The organism is Streptomyces sp. Z26, assembly GCF_003665095.1.
GTDB classification, from domain to species: Bacteria; Actinomycetota; Actinomycetes; order Streptomycetales; family Streptomycetaceae; genus Streptomyces; species Streptomyces phytohabitans.
On the sequence record NZ_RCHV01000002.1, the window covers coordinates 6,351,335 to 6,368,397 of the forward strand.

The following is a 17,063-nucleotide window of genomic DNA, read 5'->3' on the forward strand; positions in this document are numbered from 1 at the left end:
TAACCTACCGGCCCCGAAGATGGTGCCCGAAAGCCGGAGCGCGGACCACAGCGGGGTCCGGGTGGAGCCGCGAGATCCTCGTCACGTGCGTGCTCTCGTCAGGTGCATGCTGGAGCCATGACCGAACGACTCTCCGCCGAGGCGCTCGGCGCCCGGCGGCTCGGGGAACGGGCCACGCTGGTCCACTTCTCCAGCGCCTTCTGCCAGCCCTGCCGCGCCACCCGCCGCGTACTGCGGGAGGTCGGCGGCATGGTCCCCGGCGTCGAGCACGTCGAGGTGGACGCGGAGGCCCGGCTGGACCTCGTACGGCTCCTGGGTGTCGGGCGGACGCCGACCGTGCTGGTGCTGGACGCGGACGGCCGCGTCGTCCGGCACGCGGAGGGGCAGCCGCGCCGGGCCGACGTGATCGCGGCGCTGGGGCGGGCCCTCGGGTGAGCCCGCCGCGGGCCCGGGGGTGGGGCCCGCGCGGTGGGAGCCGGGTCGGCCGGGCGGGTCGGCGGACGGCCCGCGTATCGTTGGCAACGTCACAGCTCCGCGGCCTTGATAACAAGGGTCGAGTCGGATGGACTGCCGGGTGTACTGGCGGGTAACAAGCCCGACGAGCAGTGTGCGGACCGGTCTCACCGGCCGGGAAGAGTAAGAGACGATGCGGGTAGGAGAGCCGGCGTGAGCCTGAGGATCGTTGTCTGTGTGAAGTACGTGCCCGACGCCACCGGCGACCGGCGGTTCGCCGAGGACCTGACGACCGACCGCGAATCGGTGGACGGACTGCTCTCCGAGCTCGACGAGTACGCCGTCGAGCAGGCGCTCCAGATCTCCGACGACGCGGACGACGCCGAGGTCACCGTGCTGACCGTCGGCCCCGAGGACGCCAACGACGCGCTGCGCAAGGCGCTTTCGATGGGTGCCGACAAGGCCGTCCACGTGGAGGACGACGACCTGCACGGCACCGACGCCCTCGGCACCTCGCTGGTGCTGGCGAAGGCGATCGAGAAGACCGGGTACGACCTCGTGCTGTGCGGTATGGCCTCGACGGACGGCACGATGGGCGTGCTCCCGGCCATGCTCGCCGAGCGCCTCGGCGTACCGCAGGTCACCCTGCTGTCCCAGGTGTCCGTGGCCGACGGCAAGGTCACCGGCCGCCGCGACGGCGACGCCGCGAGCGAGCAGCTGGAGGCCGCGCTGCCCGCGGTGGTCTCGGTGACCGACCAGTCCGGCGAGGCCCGTTACCCGTCCTTCAAGGGCATCATGGCGGCGAAGAAGAAGCCCGTGGAGTCCCTCGACCTCGACGACCTGGACATCGATGCCGAGGAGGTCGGCCTCGACGGCGCGTGGACGAAGGTCGACGACGCGACCGAGCGTCCCGCCCGTACGGCCGGCACCGTCGTCAAGGACGAGGGCGAGGGCGGCAAGCAGCTCGCCGCGTACCTCGCGGAGCAGAAGTTCATCTGACGTCCGCCCGCGTGCCCCGCGCCCGCGGCACGTCCGTCCTCCGCACGCCCCGAACACTCCGCAGGAGAACATCCCATGGCTGAAGTCCTCATCTACGTCGACCACGTGGACGGCGCCGTCCGCAAGCCCACGCTCGAACTGCTCACGCTGGCCCGCCGCATCGGTGACCCCGTCGCCGTCCACCTCGGCCCCGGCGCCGAGGAGGCCGCGAAGGTGCTCGGCGAGCACGGCGCGGTGAAGGTGCTGGCGGCGGACGCCGCCGAGTTCGCGGACTACCTCGTCGTCCCGAAGGTCGACGCGCTCCAGGCGGCGTACGACGCCGTGTCGCCCGCCGCCGTACTGGTGCCGTCCTCCGCCGAGGGCAAGGAGATCGCGGCGCGGCTCGCGGTCCGCATCGGCTCCGGCATCATCACCGACGCCGTCGACCTGGAGGCCGGTGACGAGGGCCCCGTGGCGACGCAGTCGGTGTTCGCCGCCGGGTACACCACGCGCTCCCGGATCACCCGGGGTACGCCGGTGATCACCGTGAAGCCCAACTCGGCCACCCCGGAGGCCGCCCCGGCCGCGGGCGCCGTCGAGCAGCTGTCGGTCTCGTTCGGGGAGCACGCCACCGGTACGAAGGTCACCGCGCGCACCCCGCGCGAGTCGACCGGCCGCCCCGAGCTGACGGAGGCGGCGATCGTCGTCTCCGGCGGCCGCGGGGTGAACGGCGCCGAGAACTTCCACGTGATCGAGTCCCTCGCGGACTCGCTCGGCGCGGCCGTCGGCGCCTCGCGCGCCGCCGTGGACGCGGGCTGGTACCCGCACTCCAACCAGGTCGGCCAGACCGGCAAGTCCGTCTCCCCGCAGCTCTACGTCGCGGCCGGGATCTCGGGTGCCATCCAGCACCGCGCGGGCATGCAGACCTCGAAGACCATCGTCGCCGTCAACAAGGACGCCGAGGCCCCGATCTTCGACCTCGTCGACTACGGCGTCGTCGGCGACCTGTTCCAGGTCGTGCCGCAGCTGACCGAGGAGGTCAAGACCCGCAAGGGCTGACGCGCCACGGCGGCCCGGCGAGCACCGGGGCACCGCCCGCCGCACCCGTCACGGGGCCCCCGCGCACGCCTTGGGTTCTAACGGTCCTCGCAACACCTGCGATCTGTGGGAGTTGCGAGGACCGTGGCTGTTGGGCGTGATGATCTTGCAGGGTTGAGGGAGCGTTTCCTTGCGCGGCTGGATGTCGTGGGGAATGTGACCGTGGTGGCGCGTGAGCTGGGGGTGAACCGGAACACGGCTTTCGGTTGGGCTCGGAAGGCCGGACGGATTTCGGTGCGTCTGCCGCGCCGGCATCCCGGGCGTGACGAGTACGAGCGGCTTCGGGCCGCTGGTGTCGCACGGCGGGTGGCGGCCCGGCAGGTTGGTGTGAACGAGCGCACGGCCAAGGACTGGGACTGGGGCGTCAAGAAGACCAGTTCTTCGCGCACTTATGCCGACGGGCGCCGTGTCGACTACGCCACCGGGACCGTCACGATGTGCGGTGTGACCACAGCACCGGTGGGCCTGACGGCCCTGGACAAGCAGCTCGACCCGCGGTTTCTGACACTGGCCGAGCGTGAACGGATCCGCGATCTGCGCGCGACAGGCACGTCGCTGCGGGCGATCGGACGCGCCCTGGGACGGTCGGCGAGCACCGTCAAGCGGGAGATCGACGCGAACTCGGGCAGCGAGGGCTACCAGCCCTACGCGGCCCACCGGGCGGCCGCCTCGCGCAGGCCCCGGCCCAAGGACCGCAAGCTGCTGCGCGAGGGACGGCTGCGACGCTTCGTGAAGGACGGACTGCGCAGGCGGTGGTCACCGGAACAGATCTGCCACGCTCTACGCAGGGAACATCCCGACGACGAGAGCATGCGGGTGAGCGTGGAAACGATCTACCAGGCGCTGTATTTCCAGGCTCGCGGCGGCCTGAAGCGGGAAGTACAGGCAGCCATCCGCTCCGGCCGGACCCGCCGCAAACCACGCCGGGACCCCCAGCGGCGCACACCGCGGTTCAACGACCCGATGATCATGATCAGCGACCGGCCCGCCGACGTCGAGGACCGGGCCGTGCCCGGTCACTGGGAAGGCGACCTGATCATCGGCGCAAACGGCCGTTCCGCGATCGCCACCCTGGTCGAGCGCAGCACCCGCTACACCATGCTGGTCCACCTGCCGGGCGGAGCCCACGACGCCGAGACCGTCCGCGACGGCCTCGTCACCACGGTCCAGACCCTGCCCGCCCACCTGCGCGGCTCCCTCACCTGGGACCAGGGCAGCGAGATGGCACGCCACAAGCAGTTCAGCACGGCCACCGACATGCCCGTCTACTTCTGCGCCCCGGCATCCCCCTGGCAACGCGGCTCCAACGAGAACACCAACGGACTGCTCCGCCAGTACTTCCCCAAGGGCACCGATCTGAGCGCGCACAGCCCCGAAGACCTCGAACACGTCGCCCAGGAACTCAACGGACGCCCACGCAAGACGCTCGGCTGGGATACCCCAGCCGAGCGTCTACGTGATCTACTCACCACCTAAAACCAAGTGGTGTTGCAACGACCCCTCGAACCCAAGCGCCGCGGGGGCCCCGTACGCGTGCGCCGAGGTGTTGACGGGCAGGGTGGCCGTGACTAGCGTCCGCAGGGGAGTTCAACGTTTTGTTGATTCCCGGTCCGTGGCCTCCGTGCAGAGGGAGCAGTGCAGATGCCGGCGAACGAGCCCGTGGCGACCACCTTCACCGCGTCCGTACGGGAGAGCGTGGCCGCCTCGCTCGCCGACGTCGACGCCGACCTCGCCCGCCGCTACCCGGGCGCCCCCGGCACCCGCCAGCCCGTGCACACCGTCTACGTACCCGCCGACGCCGCCGCCGGGGACACCGCGCTGTCCTGGGGCGAGGACGCCCTCGCGCTCCTCGACGAACACGCCCCGGACGCCGCCGCGTTCGCCGCCGTCCTCGGCCTCCCCGACGGGCTCGCCGGGCCGGTGTACGAGCGGGTGCGGGCGAAGCTCGCCACCGAACCCGTCGAGGACCTCCGCATCGACTTCGAGGACGGCTACGGCCCCCGCCCCGACGCCGAGGAGGACGCCGCCGCCGTACGCGCCGCCGAGCTGGTCGCCGCGGCGCTCGCGCCCGACGCGCTCCGGCCCGCGCCGGCCTGGGCCGGTATCCGTACGAAGTGCCTGGAGGCGCCCGTACGCGACCGCGGCATCCGTACCCTCGACGTCTTCCTCACCGCGCTCACCGCGCGCGGCGGCATCCCCGACGGGCTGGTGCTCACGCTGCCCAAGGTGAGCTACCCGGAGCAGGTGCGCGTGATGGTGCGGCTGTGCGCGGAGTTCGAGCGGGCGCACGGACTGCCGGACGGGCGGCTCCGGTTCGAGTTGCAGATCGAGACCACGCAGGCCGTGCTCGGCGCCGACGGGCGCGCCACCGTCGCGCGGATGATCGACGCCGCCGACGGCCGCGTCACGTCGCTGCACTACGGCACGTTCGACTACAGCGCCGCCTGCGGCGTCGACGCCGCCCACCAGTCGCTCGACCACCCCGCCGCCGACCACGCCAAGGCGGTCATGCAGACCGCCGCCGCGGGCACCGGCGTACGCCTCTCCGACGGCTCCACCAACGTGATCCCCACCGGCCCGACCGAGCGCGTGCACGACGCGTGGCGCCTGCATCATCGGCTCGTACGCCGCTCCCTCGCTCGCGCCTACCACCAGGGCTGGGACATGCACCCCGGCCACCTGCCCACCCGCTACGCCGCCGTCTACGCCTACTACCGCGAGGGATTGGACGAGGCGGGCGCGCGGCTCGCGGCGTACGTCGCGAGCGTCGGCGGCGACGTCATGGACGAGCCCGCCACCGCCCGCGCCCTCAGCGGCTACCTGCTGCGCGGCCTCGACTGCGGCGCCCTCGACACCGGAGAAGTGGCCCGGCGTACGGGGCTGACCCGCGCGGACCTGGACGGGCTCGCGGGGCGGTCGAGCCGTACGGCGTAGGGCGTTCGGGCACCCCGCCGCGGGCGGCGGAACGTGCCGTGGTCACCCCTTAGGCTGTCGTCCTGACGACGTGTGACGGGGGGACGGGATCAGTGGACGCACCGGGGGAGCACTCCACGCACGGCTCCGGCAGGCTGCTCGCCGGACGCTACCGGGTGCGGGAACAGCTCGGCCGCGGCGGCATGGGCGTGGTGTGCCGCGCCGTGGACGAGGTGCTCGGGCGCGAGGTCGCGGTCAAGGAGCTGCGCGCCTTCTCGGACGCCGGACCCTCCGAACTGGCCGATCTGCGGCGGCGGATGCAGCGCGAGGCGCGCGCCGCCGCACGCGTACGGCACCCCGGTGTGATCGCGGTGCACGACATCGCCGAGCACGAGGGACGGCCCGTCATCGTGATGGAGCTGGTCCACGGACCGTCCCTGGACGACGTACTGCGCGACAGCGGCACGCTGCCGCCGCGACGCGTCGCGGGCATCGGCGCCGCCGTACTCGACGCGCTCGCCGCCGCGCACCGCGCCGGGGTGCTGCACCGCGACGTCAAGCCCGCCAACATCCTGCTGGAGGACGGCGGCCGCGTCGTCCTCACCGACTTCGGCATCGCCGCGGTCGAGGACCCCGGCGACGGCGCCGCCACCAGGCTCACCGGCAGCGGCGAACTCGTCGGCTCCCTCGACTACCTGGCGCCCGAACGCGCACGTGGCGAGCAGCCCGGCCCCGCCTCGGACCTGTGGTCGCTGGGCGCGACGCTGTACGCCGCGCTGGAGGGGGCCTCCCCGTTCCGCCGCACCTCCACCTGGTCGACGCTCACCGCCATCGTCGCGGAACCCCTTCCGGAACCGCGCGACGCGGGCCCGCTCGGACCCGTGCTCGCCGAACTCCTGGACAAGGACCCGGCCCGGCGGGCCGACGCGGCGCGCGCGGCGCGCCTGCTCACGGCGGTCGCCCAGGACGACCCGCCGCCGTACGACGCCACGCTGCGACTCGGGCGCGACCGGACGGCGGACGGGGGCGTACCGCCCGTGGGCGGCGGGGAGTTCGGCGAGCCGACCGCGGCGCCCGCGGCCGTCGGCGCCGCGCCGCCGCGGGACGCGCGCGCGGACACCGCCCCCGGCGGGGCGCCCTCCGGCGCCGCCGCGCGGCGCGGGCGGCGGCGTGCCGTGGCGGCGTCCGTGGCCGCGGTGCTGCTCGCGGGCGCCGGGGTGACGTACGCGTTCGTCGCCGCGGGGGACGGCGATGACGGCCGGCCCGCCGCCGCGCCCACGCGGGAACGGGACAAGGACGGCGGGACGACCGCACGCGCCCCGGACCGGGCGGGGAAGGACACCGACGACGGCCGGGACGGCGGCAGCGCCGCGCCGGAGAGCCCGGACGGTGGCGGGAGGAGCGAGAAGCCCGACGCGACGGGCGGCCCGTCCGGGAGCGCGGAGGGCGAGGGTGACGGCGAGGACCCCGCGCCGAAGCCGGGCGGGGACGGAAACGGAACGTCAAGCGGAAGCGACGGTACGGGCGGTGGCGACCAGAGCTGCCAGCCCTCGGGCGGCGGCAGGTACGACTGCCGGGTCTGGAGGACCGCCACGTCCTACGACGACGGCCACCAGCCCGTCGGCGAACTGAAGGCGGGCACCAACTACTTCCTGTGCCAGAAGCGGCTCGCGCACCGCGAGACCTCCGGCAGGTGGACGAACGTCTGGTGGGCCAGGACGGACGACGACAGCGGCAACACGGGCGTCTACGTCAGCGTCGTCTACGTCGCGGGCGGCGCCAACGACCAGCCCGTGCCCGGTCTCCCCACCTGCTGAGCCCGCCGACCCGGTCGGTGCGCCCGCCCCCGGCGCGCGGCTCGCGGCACGGCCCGCGCCCGCCCCGGGGACACCGCGACCGCGCGGTCCGGGGCGTGCGACCGGGCCGTACGGCCCGTGGCGCTCAGCCCTTGGCCCAGTCGCGCAGCGCGTCCTTGCTGGAGAAGTCCGCGACGTTCTTGTCGAGGGGGTCGTCCGTGTACTGGTGGATGCGCCACTTCGCCTCGATGCGCGGCTTGCCCTGCGAGACGTAGTCCGCGATCCACAGGCCGTCGCCCGCGTACGACGTGGTGTCGCGGTTCAGCCAGAAGTCGCGGTTGCAGTACAGCAGGACGCGGTGCGACGGGCGCAGCCGCTTCACCTCGCGGATGAACTCGTCCTTCTGCGCGTTGCTCGCGTACGTCCCCTCGCTCGTGCGCTCCCAGTCCACGGCGAGCAGGTCGCCCGCCTTCTCCGGCGCCTTCGACACGAAGTACGCGGCCTGCGCCTTGATGTTGCCCGGCCACAGGAAGTGGTAGAAGCCGACGACGCAGCCCGCGTCGCGCGCCCGGCTCACCTGTGCCGACAGGCGCGGGTTCACGTACGAACGGCCCTCGGTCGCCTTGATGATGACGAACGAGACGCCCTTGGTGCTGAAGTCCGACTGGTACGAACTCACGTCTATGCCCTGAAGCATGCGCGGCCTCCGTTGGATGGTGATCGATGTGCCGTCATTGTTCCCGGTCACCGTGTGCTTACGCCGTCGGCCCCGCCGACCGCCAAGTGTTCACACTTCCGGGGGTAGTTCGCCCGAGCCGCGGGCGATCAGGCGGGTGGGGAGCGCGAGTTGGCGCGGCGGTTCCTCCACGCCGTCCAGCCTGCGGAAAAGCAGTTCGGCGGCGGTGCGCCCGAGTTGGGCGGGGTCCTGTGCGACCACGGTGACGGGGGGCGACAGGAGGTCCGCCAGCTCGAAGTCGTCGAAGCCGACGAGCGCGACCCTGCGTGTCCGCCCGGCGAGCACGCGTACGGCGGTGACGGTCACGCGGTTGTTGCCCGCGAACAGCGCCGTGACGGGTTCCGCCCCGGACAGCAGCCGCGCGGTCTCGGTGGTGACGCGCTCCGGGTTGGTGGGGCCGAGGGAGACCCACGAGGGGTCGACGGGGAGCCCGGCGTCGGACATCGCCGTACGGTAGCCGCGCAGCCGTTCGGCGGCGGTCTGGATCTGCGGCTGGTCACCGACGAAGCCGATCCGGCGGTGGCCGTGCGCGATCAGGTGGGCGGTGCCCTCCCGCGCGCCCTCGAAGCTGTTGGACAGCACGACGTCGGCGTCGATCATGCCGGGCGCCCGGTCGACGAACGTGATGGCGACCCCGGCCTCTATCTCCGGCGTCAGATAGCGGTGGTCGTCGCCCGCCGGGATGATCACGAGTCCGTCCACCCGGCGTGCGCAGAGGGCCAGTACCAACTCCCGTTCCCGTTCGGGGTCCTCGGTGCTGGAGCCGTTGATCAGCAGCGCCCCGTGGGCGCGGGCGACCTCCTCGACGGCGCGGCTGAGCGGCGCGTAGAAGGGGTCGGCGAGATCCTCCAGGACGAGCCCGATGCTGGCGGTACGACCCTTGCGGAGGGTGCGCGCGCTGTCGTTGCGGCGGAAGCCGAGGGCGGTGATGGCCTCGCGTACGCGGTGCTCGGTGTCGGCGGAGACGCCCTCCTCGCCGTTGACCACCCGTGAGACGGTCTTCAGCCCGACGCCCGCGCGCGCGGCGACGTCCTTCATGGTGGGACGGTTGCCGTACCGCGGCGCCGAGGCGCGGGCGGAGGGTCGTACGGTGTCGGCCACGGGGTCCTGTCCTTCTCGTCGTGCGCGGCAAGACACTCATCATGGTCCACCGTGGGCGGGGAACAGCACCGGGCGAGGTGATTCCGGTCTGGACAACGTTGTCAGAAACGGTGACACTTGCTGCGGCCCGCGACCGACCCGGGGAGCGGGCAGGCCCTCTCCAGGAGATACGGACGCCGATGCAGACCGACCTCGTCGCCGCGCTCGACATCGGCGGTACCAAGATCGCGGGTGCCCTCGTCGACAGCACCGGCGCGCTGCTCACCGGCGCCCGCCGCCCCACCCCGCAGCAGGCCGACGGCGGACGCGTCATGGGCGCCGTGCACGAGGTGCTGGCCGAGCTTTCCGCCGCGCCCGAGTGGTCCCGGGTCCGCGCGGTCGGCATCGGCAGCGCGGGCCCGGTCGACGCGCAGGCGGGCACCGTCAGCCCGGTGAACATCCCGGGCTGGCGCGACCACCCGCTGGTGGACGGCGTACGCGAGCGGACCGGCGCCCTCCCCGTGACCCTCGTCGGCGACGGCGTCGCGATGGCCGCCGCCGAGCACTGGCGCGGGGCCGCGCGCGGGTACACCGGCGCGCTCTGCATGGTCGTCTCCACGGGCGTGGGCGGTGGCCTCGTCCTCGACGGCCGACTCCACGCCGGACCCACCGGCAACGCCGGACACATCGGGCACATCAGCGTCGACCTGGACGGCGACCCCTGCCCGTGCGGGGCGCGCGGCTGCGTCGAACGCATCGCCAGCGGGCCCAACATCGCCCGCCGCGCCCTCGACGCGGGCTGGCGCCCCGGCCCCGGCGGCGACACCAGCGCCGCCGCCGTCGCCGAGGCGGCGCGCGCGGGCGACCCGGTCGCCGTCGCCTCCTTCGAGCGGGCGGCGCGCGCGCTGGCCGCGGGCATCGCCGCCACGGCCGCCCTGGTGGAGGTCGAGATCGCCGTCGTAGGTGGCGGGGTGGCCCGCGCGGGAGAGGTGCTGTTCGCGCCGCTGCGGCGGGCGCTGGGCGAGTTCGCCACGCTGTCGTACGTACGGGGGCTGCGCGTCGTCCCCGCGCAGATGGGCACCGACGCGGGCCTGGTCGGCGCGGCGGCGGCCTGCTGCGGCCTGCCGGCGGCCGAGCCCGCTTCGTAGGCCCGCCCCCGGGAGCCACCGCTTCACCTGCCAGGTCGACTTCGGCGGGCGGGAGACCGACGGGACCGCACCGGCGGCCGGATGGCGCGGGAGGCGGGACCGAGCGGCGACCCCGCGACGTACGTGCACCTGATCCCCCTCGACGGCACCACTGACGAACGCACCCGTGCCCGGCGTGGCGATTGCCCGGAGCGCTGAGCCGCCCGTACGCGCCACGGCCGTACGGGCGCCTCCGTACGGCCGCGGGCTCGCCCGCACCGTACGGGTCGGATTCCGGCTGGCTTCGGCGGCCCCGTGACCTCGGGTTCTCCGCGCGGGCGCCGTGGGCGCGGAGCCCGTCCCCGTACGGACGCCCACCTCCCCAGTGGCACTTCGCCGTCCTGCGGGCCACCCGGCGTGAACGGGCACGGACCAGCGCTCGGTGGCGCGTATCGCACGCGGGCGGAGCCCCGGCGCGTTTCCGTTGCGGGGTGCAGTGGGCAACTGAACGAAGGGGCGAGGGAAGAGGGGGAAGTGTGATCGTCTGGCTGAACGGTGCCTTCGGCGCGGGCAAGACCACCACGGCGCGCGAGCTGCTGGACCTGCTGCCGGGCAGCGTCCTCTACGACCCGGAGCTGCTCGGCACGGGTCTGCGGGTGATGCTGCCCGAGCGACGGACGGGGGAGGTGGACGACTTCCACGAGCTGCGCTCCTGGCGGCGGTTGGTCGCGGACGCCGCCGTGGCGCTGCTGGCGGAGGTGCCCGGTCCGCTGATAGCGCCCGTGGCGCTGCTGCGGCAGGACCACCGGGACGAGATCTTCGGCGCGCTCGCCGCCCGCCGCGTCCCGGTCTGCCACTTCCTGCTGCACGCCGATGAAACGATCCTCCGCGACCGCATCACGCAGCGGTCCCTCGCGGGCGGCGCCCCGGCACGCGACTGGTGCCTGGACCGGCTGCCCGCCTACCACAAGGCGCTGCCCTGGCTCACCGCCGACGCCCACACCGTGGACACCACCGGGCTGAGCCCGCGTGGCACCGCGGAGCGCGTCGCGGCGGTCGTACGGGAGGGTGGCGGCGCCCTGGACATCGTGCAGACGCCGGAACCGACGGCGGAGACCGTGGCGGCGGGCGTGCTCCTCTTCGACGAGCACGACCGGGTGCTCCTGGTGGACCCGACGTACAAGCCCGGCTGGGAGTTCCCCGGCGGGGTCGTCGAACGGGGCGAGCCGCCCGCCCGCGCCGGGATGCGGGAGGTCGCGGAGGAGGTCGGGCTCGAACTGGCCGACGTGCCGCGACTGCTGGTGGTGGACTGGGAGCCGCCGTGCGCGTCGGCCTTCGGCGGGCTCCGGCTGCTCTTCGACGGCGGCCTGCTGGAGTCGGCGCGCGCCGACGAACTGCTGCTGCCGGGCGCCGAGTTGCGCGACTGGCGCTTCGCCAGCGAGTCCGAGGCGGCGGGCCTGCTGCCGCCCGAACGGTACCGGCGGCTGCGCTGGGCCCTGCGCGCCCGCGAGCGCGGCACGACCCTCAACCTGGAGGCGGGCGCCCCCGTGGGCGGCTGAATCCGGCACGCGCGCCCGCGCGTACGGGGCGCGAGCGGTCGACGCCCGCGCCCCGTACGACGGTCGGCCGACGCGTCACCGTACGGGCGCGGGCCCGTACGGCACCGGCCGGTCAGCCCGCCGCCGTCGCCCCGCTCGCCCCACCCGCCGCGTACCCGCGCAGGAACAGCGCCTCCGCCACCGACAGCCGCTCCAACTCCCGTGGCGACACGCTCTCGTCGACCGCGTGGATCTGGGCGTCCGGCTCGCTCAGCCCGATCAGCAGGATCTCCGCCTCCGGGTAGAGCGCGGCGAGGGTGTTGCACAGGGGGATGGAACCGCCCTGCCCGGCGGTCGCCATATCGGCCCCGTCGTACGCCTCGCGCATCGCCTCGGCCATCGCCGCGTACGCGGGGCTGGCGGTGTCGGCGCGGAACGGCTGGCCCTGGCCGCCCCCTTCGACCGTGACCCGCGCGCCCCACGGCACATGCGCCTCCAGGTGCGCGGTCAGCAGCTCGGTGGCGCGTACGGCGTCCTCGCCCGGCGGCACCCGCAGGCTGACCAGCGCCCGCGCGCTCGCCTGCACGGACGGCGTCGCGCCGACCACCGGCGGGCAGTCGATGCCCAGCACCGTCGTGGACGGCCGGGCCCAGATCCGGTCGGCGACGGTGCCGTCGCCGGTCAGCCGTACGCCGTCGAGCACCTTCGCGTCCTTCCGGAAGTCCTCCTCCGGATACTGGAGGCCGTCCCAGCGCGCGTCGGCGGCCAGCCCGTCGACGGCCGTGCCGCCGTCCTCGTCGCGCAGCGAGTCCAGCGTCCGGATGAGCGCGGCCAGCGCGTCGGGGGCGGCGCCGCCGAACTGCCCGGAGTGCAGGTTCCCCTCGAGGGTGTCCACCCGGACCCGTACGACGGTCATGCCGCGCAGCGTCGCCGTGACGGTCGGCAGGCCGACGCGGAAGTTGCCGGTGTCACCGATCACGATCGCGTCGGCGGCCAGCAGCTCCGGGTGCTCCTCGGCGTACCGCTCCAGGCCGCCCGTGCCCTGCTCCTCCGAGCCCTCCACGATCACCTTCACCGACACCGGCACACCGCCGTGCGCGCGCAGCGCGCGGAGCGCCAGCAGGTGCATGAGGACGCCGCCCTTGCAGTCGGCGGCACCCCGCCCGTACCAGCGGCCGTCCGCCCGCTCCGTCAGCTCGAACGGCGGGGTCCGCCAGGCGTCCTCGTCCAGCGGGGGCTGCACGTCGTAGTGCGCGTAGAGCAGCACCGTGGGGGCGCCCTCGGGACCGGGCAGGTGGCCGTAGACGGACTGCGTGCCGTCCGGGGTGTCCAGCAGCGCCACGTCCTGGAAGTCCTCGGCGCGCAGCGCGTCGGCGATCCAACGGGCCGCCCCCTCGCACTCGCTGCGGGGGAACTGCTCGGGGTCCGCGACCGAGGCGAAGGCCACCAGCTCGGCCAGCTCGGTCCTGGCCCGCGGCATCAGGGAGGAAACGGTGGCCGCGAGCGGGCTCTGCGTCATGGGAACGCTCCTTGTGGGCGCGACGTTGGGCACGACGTACGCACACGCGTACGTACAGGGGTGTGGCCGATCCTCCCACAGCGCGATCCGACGAGCGGGGCCCGTAGGATGCGGCCTTGCCACCCCGGAGTCGGCCATCGAACGGAGCAGAAGCACATCGTGAGCAGCGAGAACGCAGCCGAGGACGCCGAGCCGGACCGGGCGGGGACGCCCCTGGAGCCGGAGGGTCCCGGCCCCGCAGTGTGGGATGTCGTCGTGGTGGGCGCGGGCCCCGCGGGAGCCTCTGCGGCGTACGCGGCGGCCGTGGCGGGACGCCGCGTGCTGCTGCTGGAGAAGGCGGAGCTGCCGAGGTACAAGACGTGCGGCGGCGGCATCATCGGCCTCTCCCGCGACGCGCTGCCGCCCGGCTTCGAGCTGCCCCTGCGGGACCGTGTGCACGCGGTGACGTTCTCGCTCAACGGCAGGCTGAGTCGTACGCGCCGCTCGCGGCGGATGCTGTTCGGGCTGGTCGACAGGCCGGAGTTCGACCACGCGCTGGTCCGGTCCGCGGAGCGGGCCGGGGCCGTGGTGCGTACGGGCGTCACCGTCTCCCGCGTCGAGCAGCACGGGCCGGGCGTGCCCGACCGGCGGACGGTCGCCGTGGTGCTCTCCGGCGAGGAGCAGCCGGTGCTGACCCGCGCGGTGGTCGGCGCGGACGGCAGCGCGAGCCGGATAGGCGCGCACGTCGGCGTGAAGCTCGACCAGGTCGACCTCGGGCTGGAGGTCGAGATCCCGGTGCCCGAGAGCGTCGCCGAGGACTGGGCGGGCCGCGTGCTCGTGGACTGGGGCCCGCTGCCCGGCAGTTACGGCTGGGTCTTCCCGAAGGGGGACACCCTCACCGTCGGCGTGATCTCCGCGCGCGGCGAGGGCGCCGCCACCCGGCGCTACCTGGACGACTTCGTCGCCCGGCTCGGCCTGTCCGGTTTCACGCCCAGCATCTCGTCCGGGCACCTCACCCGCTGCCGTACGGACGACTCGCCGCTCTCCCGCGGCCGGGTGCTGGTCTGCGGCGACGCGGCGGGGCTGCTGGAGCCGTGCACGCGCGAGGGCATCTCGTACGCGCTGCGCTCCGGACGGCTGGCGGGGGAGTGGGCGGTCCGGGTGGCGGAGGCGCACGACGCGGTGGACGCGCGGCGGCAGGCGCTGAACTACGCGTTCGCGGTGAAGGCCGGGCTGGGTGTCGAAATGGGCGTCGGGCGGCGGCTGTTCACGGCGCTGGCCCGCCGTCCCGGGCTGCTGCACGCCGCGCTCACCGGCTTCCGGCCCGCGTGGAACGCGTTCACGCGGATCACCCGGGGCACCACCTCGATGGCCGAGATCGTGCGCACGCACCCGGTGGCGCGCCGCGCGCTGGACACGGTGGACCGGCAGACGGCGGGCAGCCGTACGGGATAGCCGTACGCGGCGGTTCGGCTCCCGGCCGGGCGCGGTGGCCGGGGCCCGACGGGGGACCGTACCGCGCGGGGAGTAGGCGGACGCACCTCCCCGGGCCGACGCCGGGTCGGGCCCGGCCGCTCTAGCGTGGCGGGCATGAACAGAGCCTCCCCGCGCGCCGGTCCGCCCGGCCCGCCGCCGTGGCTGCGCTGGGTGGAGCGGCCACCGGCGGCGGCCCGGCTGCCGTGGCCGTCGACGCTCGCGCTGACCCTCTTCACGCTCGTCGGCTCCGCGTACGCCGCGACCGGCCAGCCGGAACGGGAGCCGCTCGACGCCCTCGCCCGCGTGCTGCTGGTGCTCGGCCCGGCGCAGCTGCTGCTGCGCCGCCGCCACCCGGCGGCCGTGGCGCTCGGCACCTCCGCGACCTGCGGGCTCTACCTGGCACTCGGCCACCCGTTCGGCCCGGTCTACCTCTGCGTCGTCGTCGCCGCCTTCTCCGCCGTCGTCGCGGGTCACCGCCGGGCCGCCTGGTCGGCGCTGCTGCTGCTGTGGGCCGGCCAACTGCTCGTCGGCGGCTGGCTGTACCGCTGGCTCCCGCCCTCGGGCGACGGCCCGTACGACTGGGGGTACGGCCTCGCGCCCGCCGCCTGGATGATCGCCGTCGCCGCCGCGGCGGAGGTCGCGCGGGTGCGCCGGGAGCAGTGGGCGCGCGAGCGCGCGGAGCGGGAGGCGGCGGAGCGCCGGAAGGCCGACGAGGAGCGGCTGCGCATCGCGCGCGAGCTGCACGACGTACTGGCGCACAGCATCTCCGTGATCAACGTGCAGGCGGGCGTCGGGCTGGCGCTCCTCGACTCCGACCCGGAGCAGGCCCGTACGGCGCTCACCACCATCAAGTCCGCCAGCAAGGAGGCGCTGGGCGAGGTGCGGCACGTCCTCGACACGCTGCGCGCCCCCGGCGCCGCCCCCCGCGCCCCCGCGCCCGGCCTGGAGCGGCTGCCGGAGCTGGCCGAGCAGGCGGCGGGCGCGGGGCTGCGCGTCGCCACCGAGACGGCCGGGCGGCCGGTGCCGCTGCCGCCCGGGGCGGACCTGGCGGCGTTCCGCATCGTGCAGGAGGCGCTGACGAACGTGATGCGGCACTCGGCGTCCCGCGAGGCGCGCGTACTGCTGGACTACGGCCCGGACGCGCTGCGCGTCCGCGTCGACGACGACGGGCCCGCCTCGGGGAACGCCCCCGGCGGCGGGGGCAACGGGCTCGTCGGCATGCGCGAACGGGCCGCCGTCCTCGGCGGCTCGGTGACGGCGGGGCCGCGCCCCGACGGCGGTTTCCGGGTGCTGGCCCGCCTGCCGCTGGCCGCCCCCGCTACGGTGACGACGCCCGCCGGGGCGGACGGGGACGACGAGAGGGAGACGCCGTGATCCGCGTACTGCTCGCTGACGACCAGGTGCTCGTCCGCGCGGGCTTCCGCGCGCTGCTCGACGCGCAGCCCGACATCGAGGTCGCGGGCGAGGCGGCGGACGGAGCGGAGGCGCTCGCCCTGGCGCGTTCCCTCTCGCCCGACCTCGTCCTGATGGACATCCGGATGCCGGTCCTCGACGGGCTCGCCGCGACCCGCCGGATCAGCGAGGACCCGGAGCTGGAGCCGGTACGGGTGGTGATGCTGACGACGTTCGAGCTGGACGAGTACGTCTTCGAGGCCATCCGCTCGGGCGCCTCCGGCTTCCTGGTGAAGGACACCGAGCCCGACGAACTGGTGCGTGCCGTACGGGCGGTGGTCCAGGGCGACGCGCTGCTCTCGCCGGGGGTGACGCGGCGGCTCATCGCGGAGTTCGCGGCCCGCTCTAAGGAGCCCGCGGCGGGCGGGACGCTGGCGGCGCTGACGGAGCGCGAGCGGGAGGTGATGGCGCTGGTGGGGATCGGCCTGTCGAACGAGGAGATCGCCTGGCGGCTCGTCGTCTCGCCCCTCACGGCGAAGACCCACGTCAGCCGCACCATGGTCAAGCTGGGGGCGCGGGACCGTGCCCAACTGGTCGTGCTGGCCTACGAGTCGGGGCTCGTCCGGCCCGGCTGGCTGGGCTGACGCCAGTCCCGTTCACGCCACCGCCAGGTGAGCAGCACCCACAGCACGCGGCCGATGAAGACGGTGCTGCCGACCCACTGGGCGTGCTGCATCCACACGGGCGAGCCGTGCCAGAGCAGCGCGGGGCTGGCGAGCGCGAAGAACGCGCACCCGGCCAGCACGCCGGCGCTGACCAGGGCGAAGGCGATCTCCAGCGTGACGGCGTCCCGTTCGGCCTGGGTCCGTCCACTTCCCATGGTCACCTCCGTGGTGCGGGGCGGTCGCGGTCCGGGTCCACGATCCGATTCTGTCACCTTCGGGTGAACGGGCCGCAAGCCGCGTTCCGGACACCGCG

15 protein-coding genes are annotated in these 17,063 nt (G+C 74.5%); 11 read left to right on the forward strand and 4 right to left on the reverse strand.

What is annotated here, in order from left to right; genetic code table 11:
* The first annotated feature begins 117 nt into the window (after nucleotides 1–117).
* From D7M15_RS27550 to D7M15_RS27575, 6 genes are all read left to right on the forward strand, one after another.
* Nucleotides 118–435, forward strand: coding sequence for a thioredoxin family protein (locus D7M15_RS27550; RefSeq protein WP_121519967.1), 318 nt, complete (start codon nucleotides 118–120; stop codon nucleotides 433–435).
* A gap of 231 nt (nucleotides 436–666) precedes the next feature.
* A complete protein-coding gene (locus tag D7M15_RS27555) occupies nucleotides 667–1,452 on the forward strand; it encodes an electron transfer flavoprotein subunit beta/FixA family protein (protein WP_121519968.1) in 786 nt (261 codons plus the stop codon).
* 75 nt (nucleotides 1,453–1,527) lie between these two features.
* On the forward strand, nucleotides 1,528–2,490 hold the full coding sequence (locus D7M15_RS27560) for an electron transfer flavoprotein subunit alpha/FixB family protein (protein ID WP_121519969.1): 963 nt from the start codon (nucleotides 1,528–1,530) through the stop codon (nucleotides 2,488–2,490).
* 474 nt (nucleotides 2,491–2,964) lie between these two features.
* Nucleotides 2,965–4,005: an IS30 family transposase gene (locus D7M15_RS27565; RefSeq protein ID WP_165906359.1), complete on the forward strand. Its 1,041-nt coding sequence runs from the start codon at nucleotides 2,965–2,967 to the stop codon at nucleotides 4,003–4,005.
* A 165-nt stretch (nucleotides 4,006–4,170) separates the two neighbouring features.
* The gene (locus D7M15_RS27570; protein WP_121519970.1) at nucleotides 4,171–5,463 is read left to right on the forward strand and encodes an aldolase/citrate lyase family protein; all 1,293 of its coding nucleotides are present in this window, start codon (nucleotides 4,171–4,173) and stop codon (nucleotides 5,461–5,463) included.
* Nucleotides 5,464–5,555: 92 nt separating this feature from the next.
* A complete protein-coding gene (locus D7M15_RS27575; RefSeq protein WP_240649524.1) occupies nucleotides 5,556–7,259 on the forward strand; it encodes a serine/threonine-protein kinase in 1,704 nt (567 codons plus the stop codon).
* A 124-nt stretch (nucleotides 7,260–7,383) separates the two neighbouring features.
* Here the strand turns inward: D7M15_RS27575 and D7M15_RS27580 are convergent, their stop codons facing one another.
* Nucleotides 7,384–7,935, reverse strand: coding sequence for a glycoside hydrolase family 25 protein (locus D7M15_RS27580; RefSeq protein ID WP_121519971.1), 552 nt, complete (start codon nucleotides 7,933–7,935; stop codon nucleotides 7,384–7,386).
* Between the two features lie 90 nt (nucleotides 7,936–8,025).
* The gene (locus D7M15_RS27585) at nucleotides 8,026–9,012 is read right to left on the reverse strand and encodes a LacI family DNA-binding transcriptional regulator (RefSeq protein WP_121521530.1); all 987 of its coding nucleotides are present in this window, start codon (nucleotides 9,010–9,012) and stop codon (nucleotides 8,026–8,028) included.
* 242 nt (nucleotides 9,013–9,254) lie between these two features.
* On the opposite strand from D7M15_RS27585, the gene D7M15_RS27590 reads away from it, so the two are divergent.
* Nucleotides 9,255–10,202, forward strand: a complete 948-nt coding sequence (locus tag D7M15_RS27590) for an ROK family protein (protein WP_121519972.1) — start codon at nucleotides 9,255–9,257, stop codon at nucleotides 10,200–10,202.
* A gap of 515 nt (nucleotides 10,203–10,717) precedes the next feature.
* Nucleotides 10,718–11,740, forward strand: a complete 1,023-nt coding sequence (locus tag D7M15_RS27595) for an NUDIX hydrolase (RefSeq protein WP_121519973.1) — start codon at nucleotides 10,718–10,720, stop codon at nucleotides 11,738–11,740.
* Between the two features lie 112 nt (nucleotides 11,741–11,852).
* Here the strand turns inward: D7M15_RS27595 and D7M15_RS27600 are convergent, their stop codons facing one another.
* The gene (locus D7M15_RS27600; protein WP_121519974.1) at nucleotides 11,853–13,238 is read right to left on the reverse strand and encodes a dipeptidase; all 1,386 of its coding nucleotides are present in this window, start codon (nucleotides 13,236–13,238) and stop codon (nucleotides 11,853–11,855) included.
* 108 nt (nucleotides 13,239–13,346) lie between these two features.
* Between D7M15_RS27600 and D7M15_RS27605 the strand changes: the two genes are divergently transcribed.
* From D7M15_RS27605 to D7M15_RS27615, 3 genes are all read left to right on the forward strand, one after another.
* Nucleotides 13,347–14,672: a geranylgeranyl reductase family protein gene (locus D7M15_RS27605; protein ID WP_121519975.1), complete on the forward strand. Its 1,326-nt coding sequence runs from the start codon at nucleotides 13,347–13,349 to the stop codon at nucleotides 14,670–14,672.
* A gap of 135 nt (nucleotides 14,673–14,807) precedes the next feature.
* Nucleotides 14,808–16,067, forward strand: a complete 1,260-nt coding sequence (locus D7M15_RS27610) for a sensor histidine kinase (RefSeq protein WP_121519976.1) — start codon at nucleotides 14,808–14,810, stop codon at nucleotides 16,065–16,067.
* Nucleotides 16,064–16,729 (forward strand): response regulator transcription factor, encoded by a 666-nt coding sequence (locus D7M15_RS27615; RefSeq protein ID WP_121519977.1) that lies wholly within the window; start codon nucleotides 16,064–16,066, stop codon nucleotides 16,727–16,729. The genes D7M15_RS27610 and D7M15_RS27615 overlap by 4 nt, the downstream gene beginning before the upstream one ends.
* Here the strand turns inward: D7M15_RS27615 and D7M15_RS27620 are convergent.
* Nucleotides 16,690–16,965: a DUF6332 family protein gene (locus tag D7M15_RS27620; protein WP_121519978.1), complete on the reverse strand. Its 276-nt coding sequence runs from the start codon at nucleotides 16,963–16,965 to the stop codon at nucleotides 16,690–16,692. The genes D7M15_RS27615 and D7M15_RS27620 overlap by 40 nt on opposite strands.
* Nucleotides 16,966–17,063: the final 98 nt, after the last annotated feature.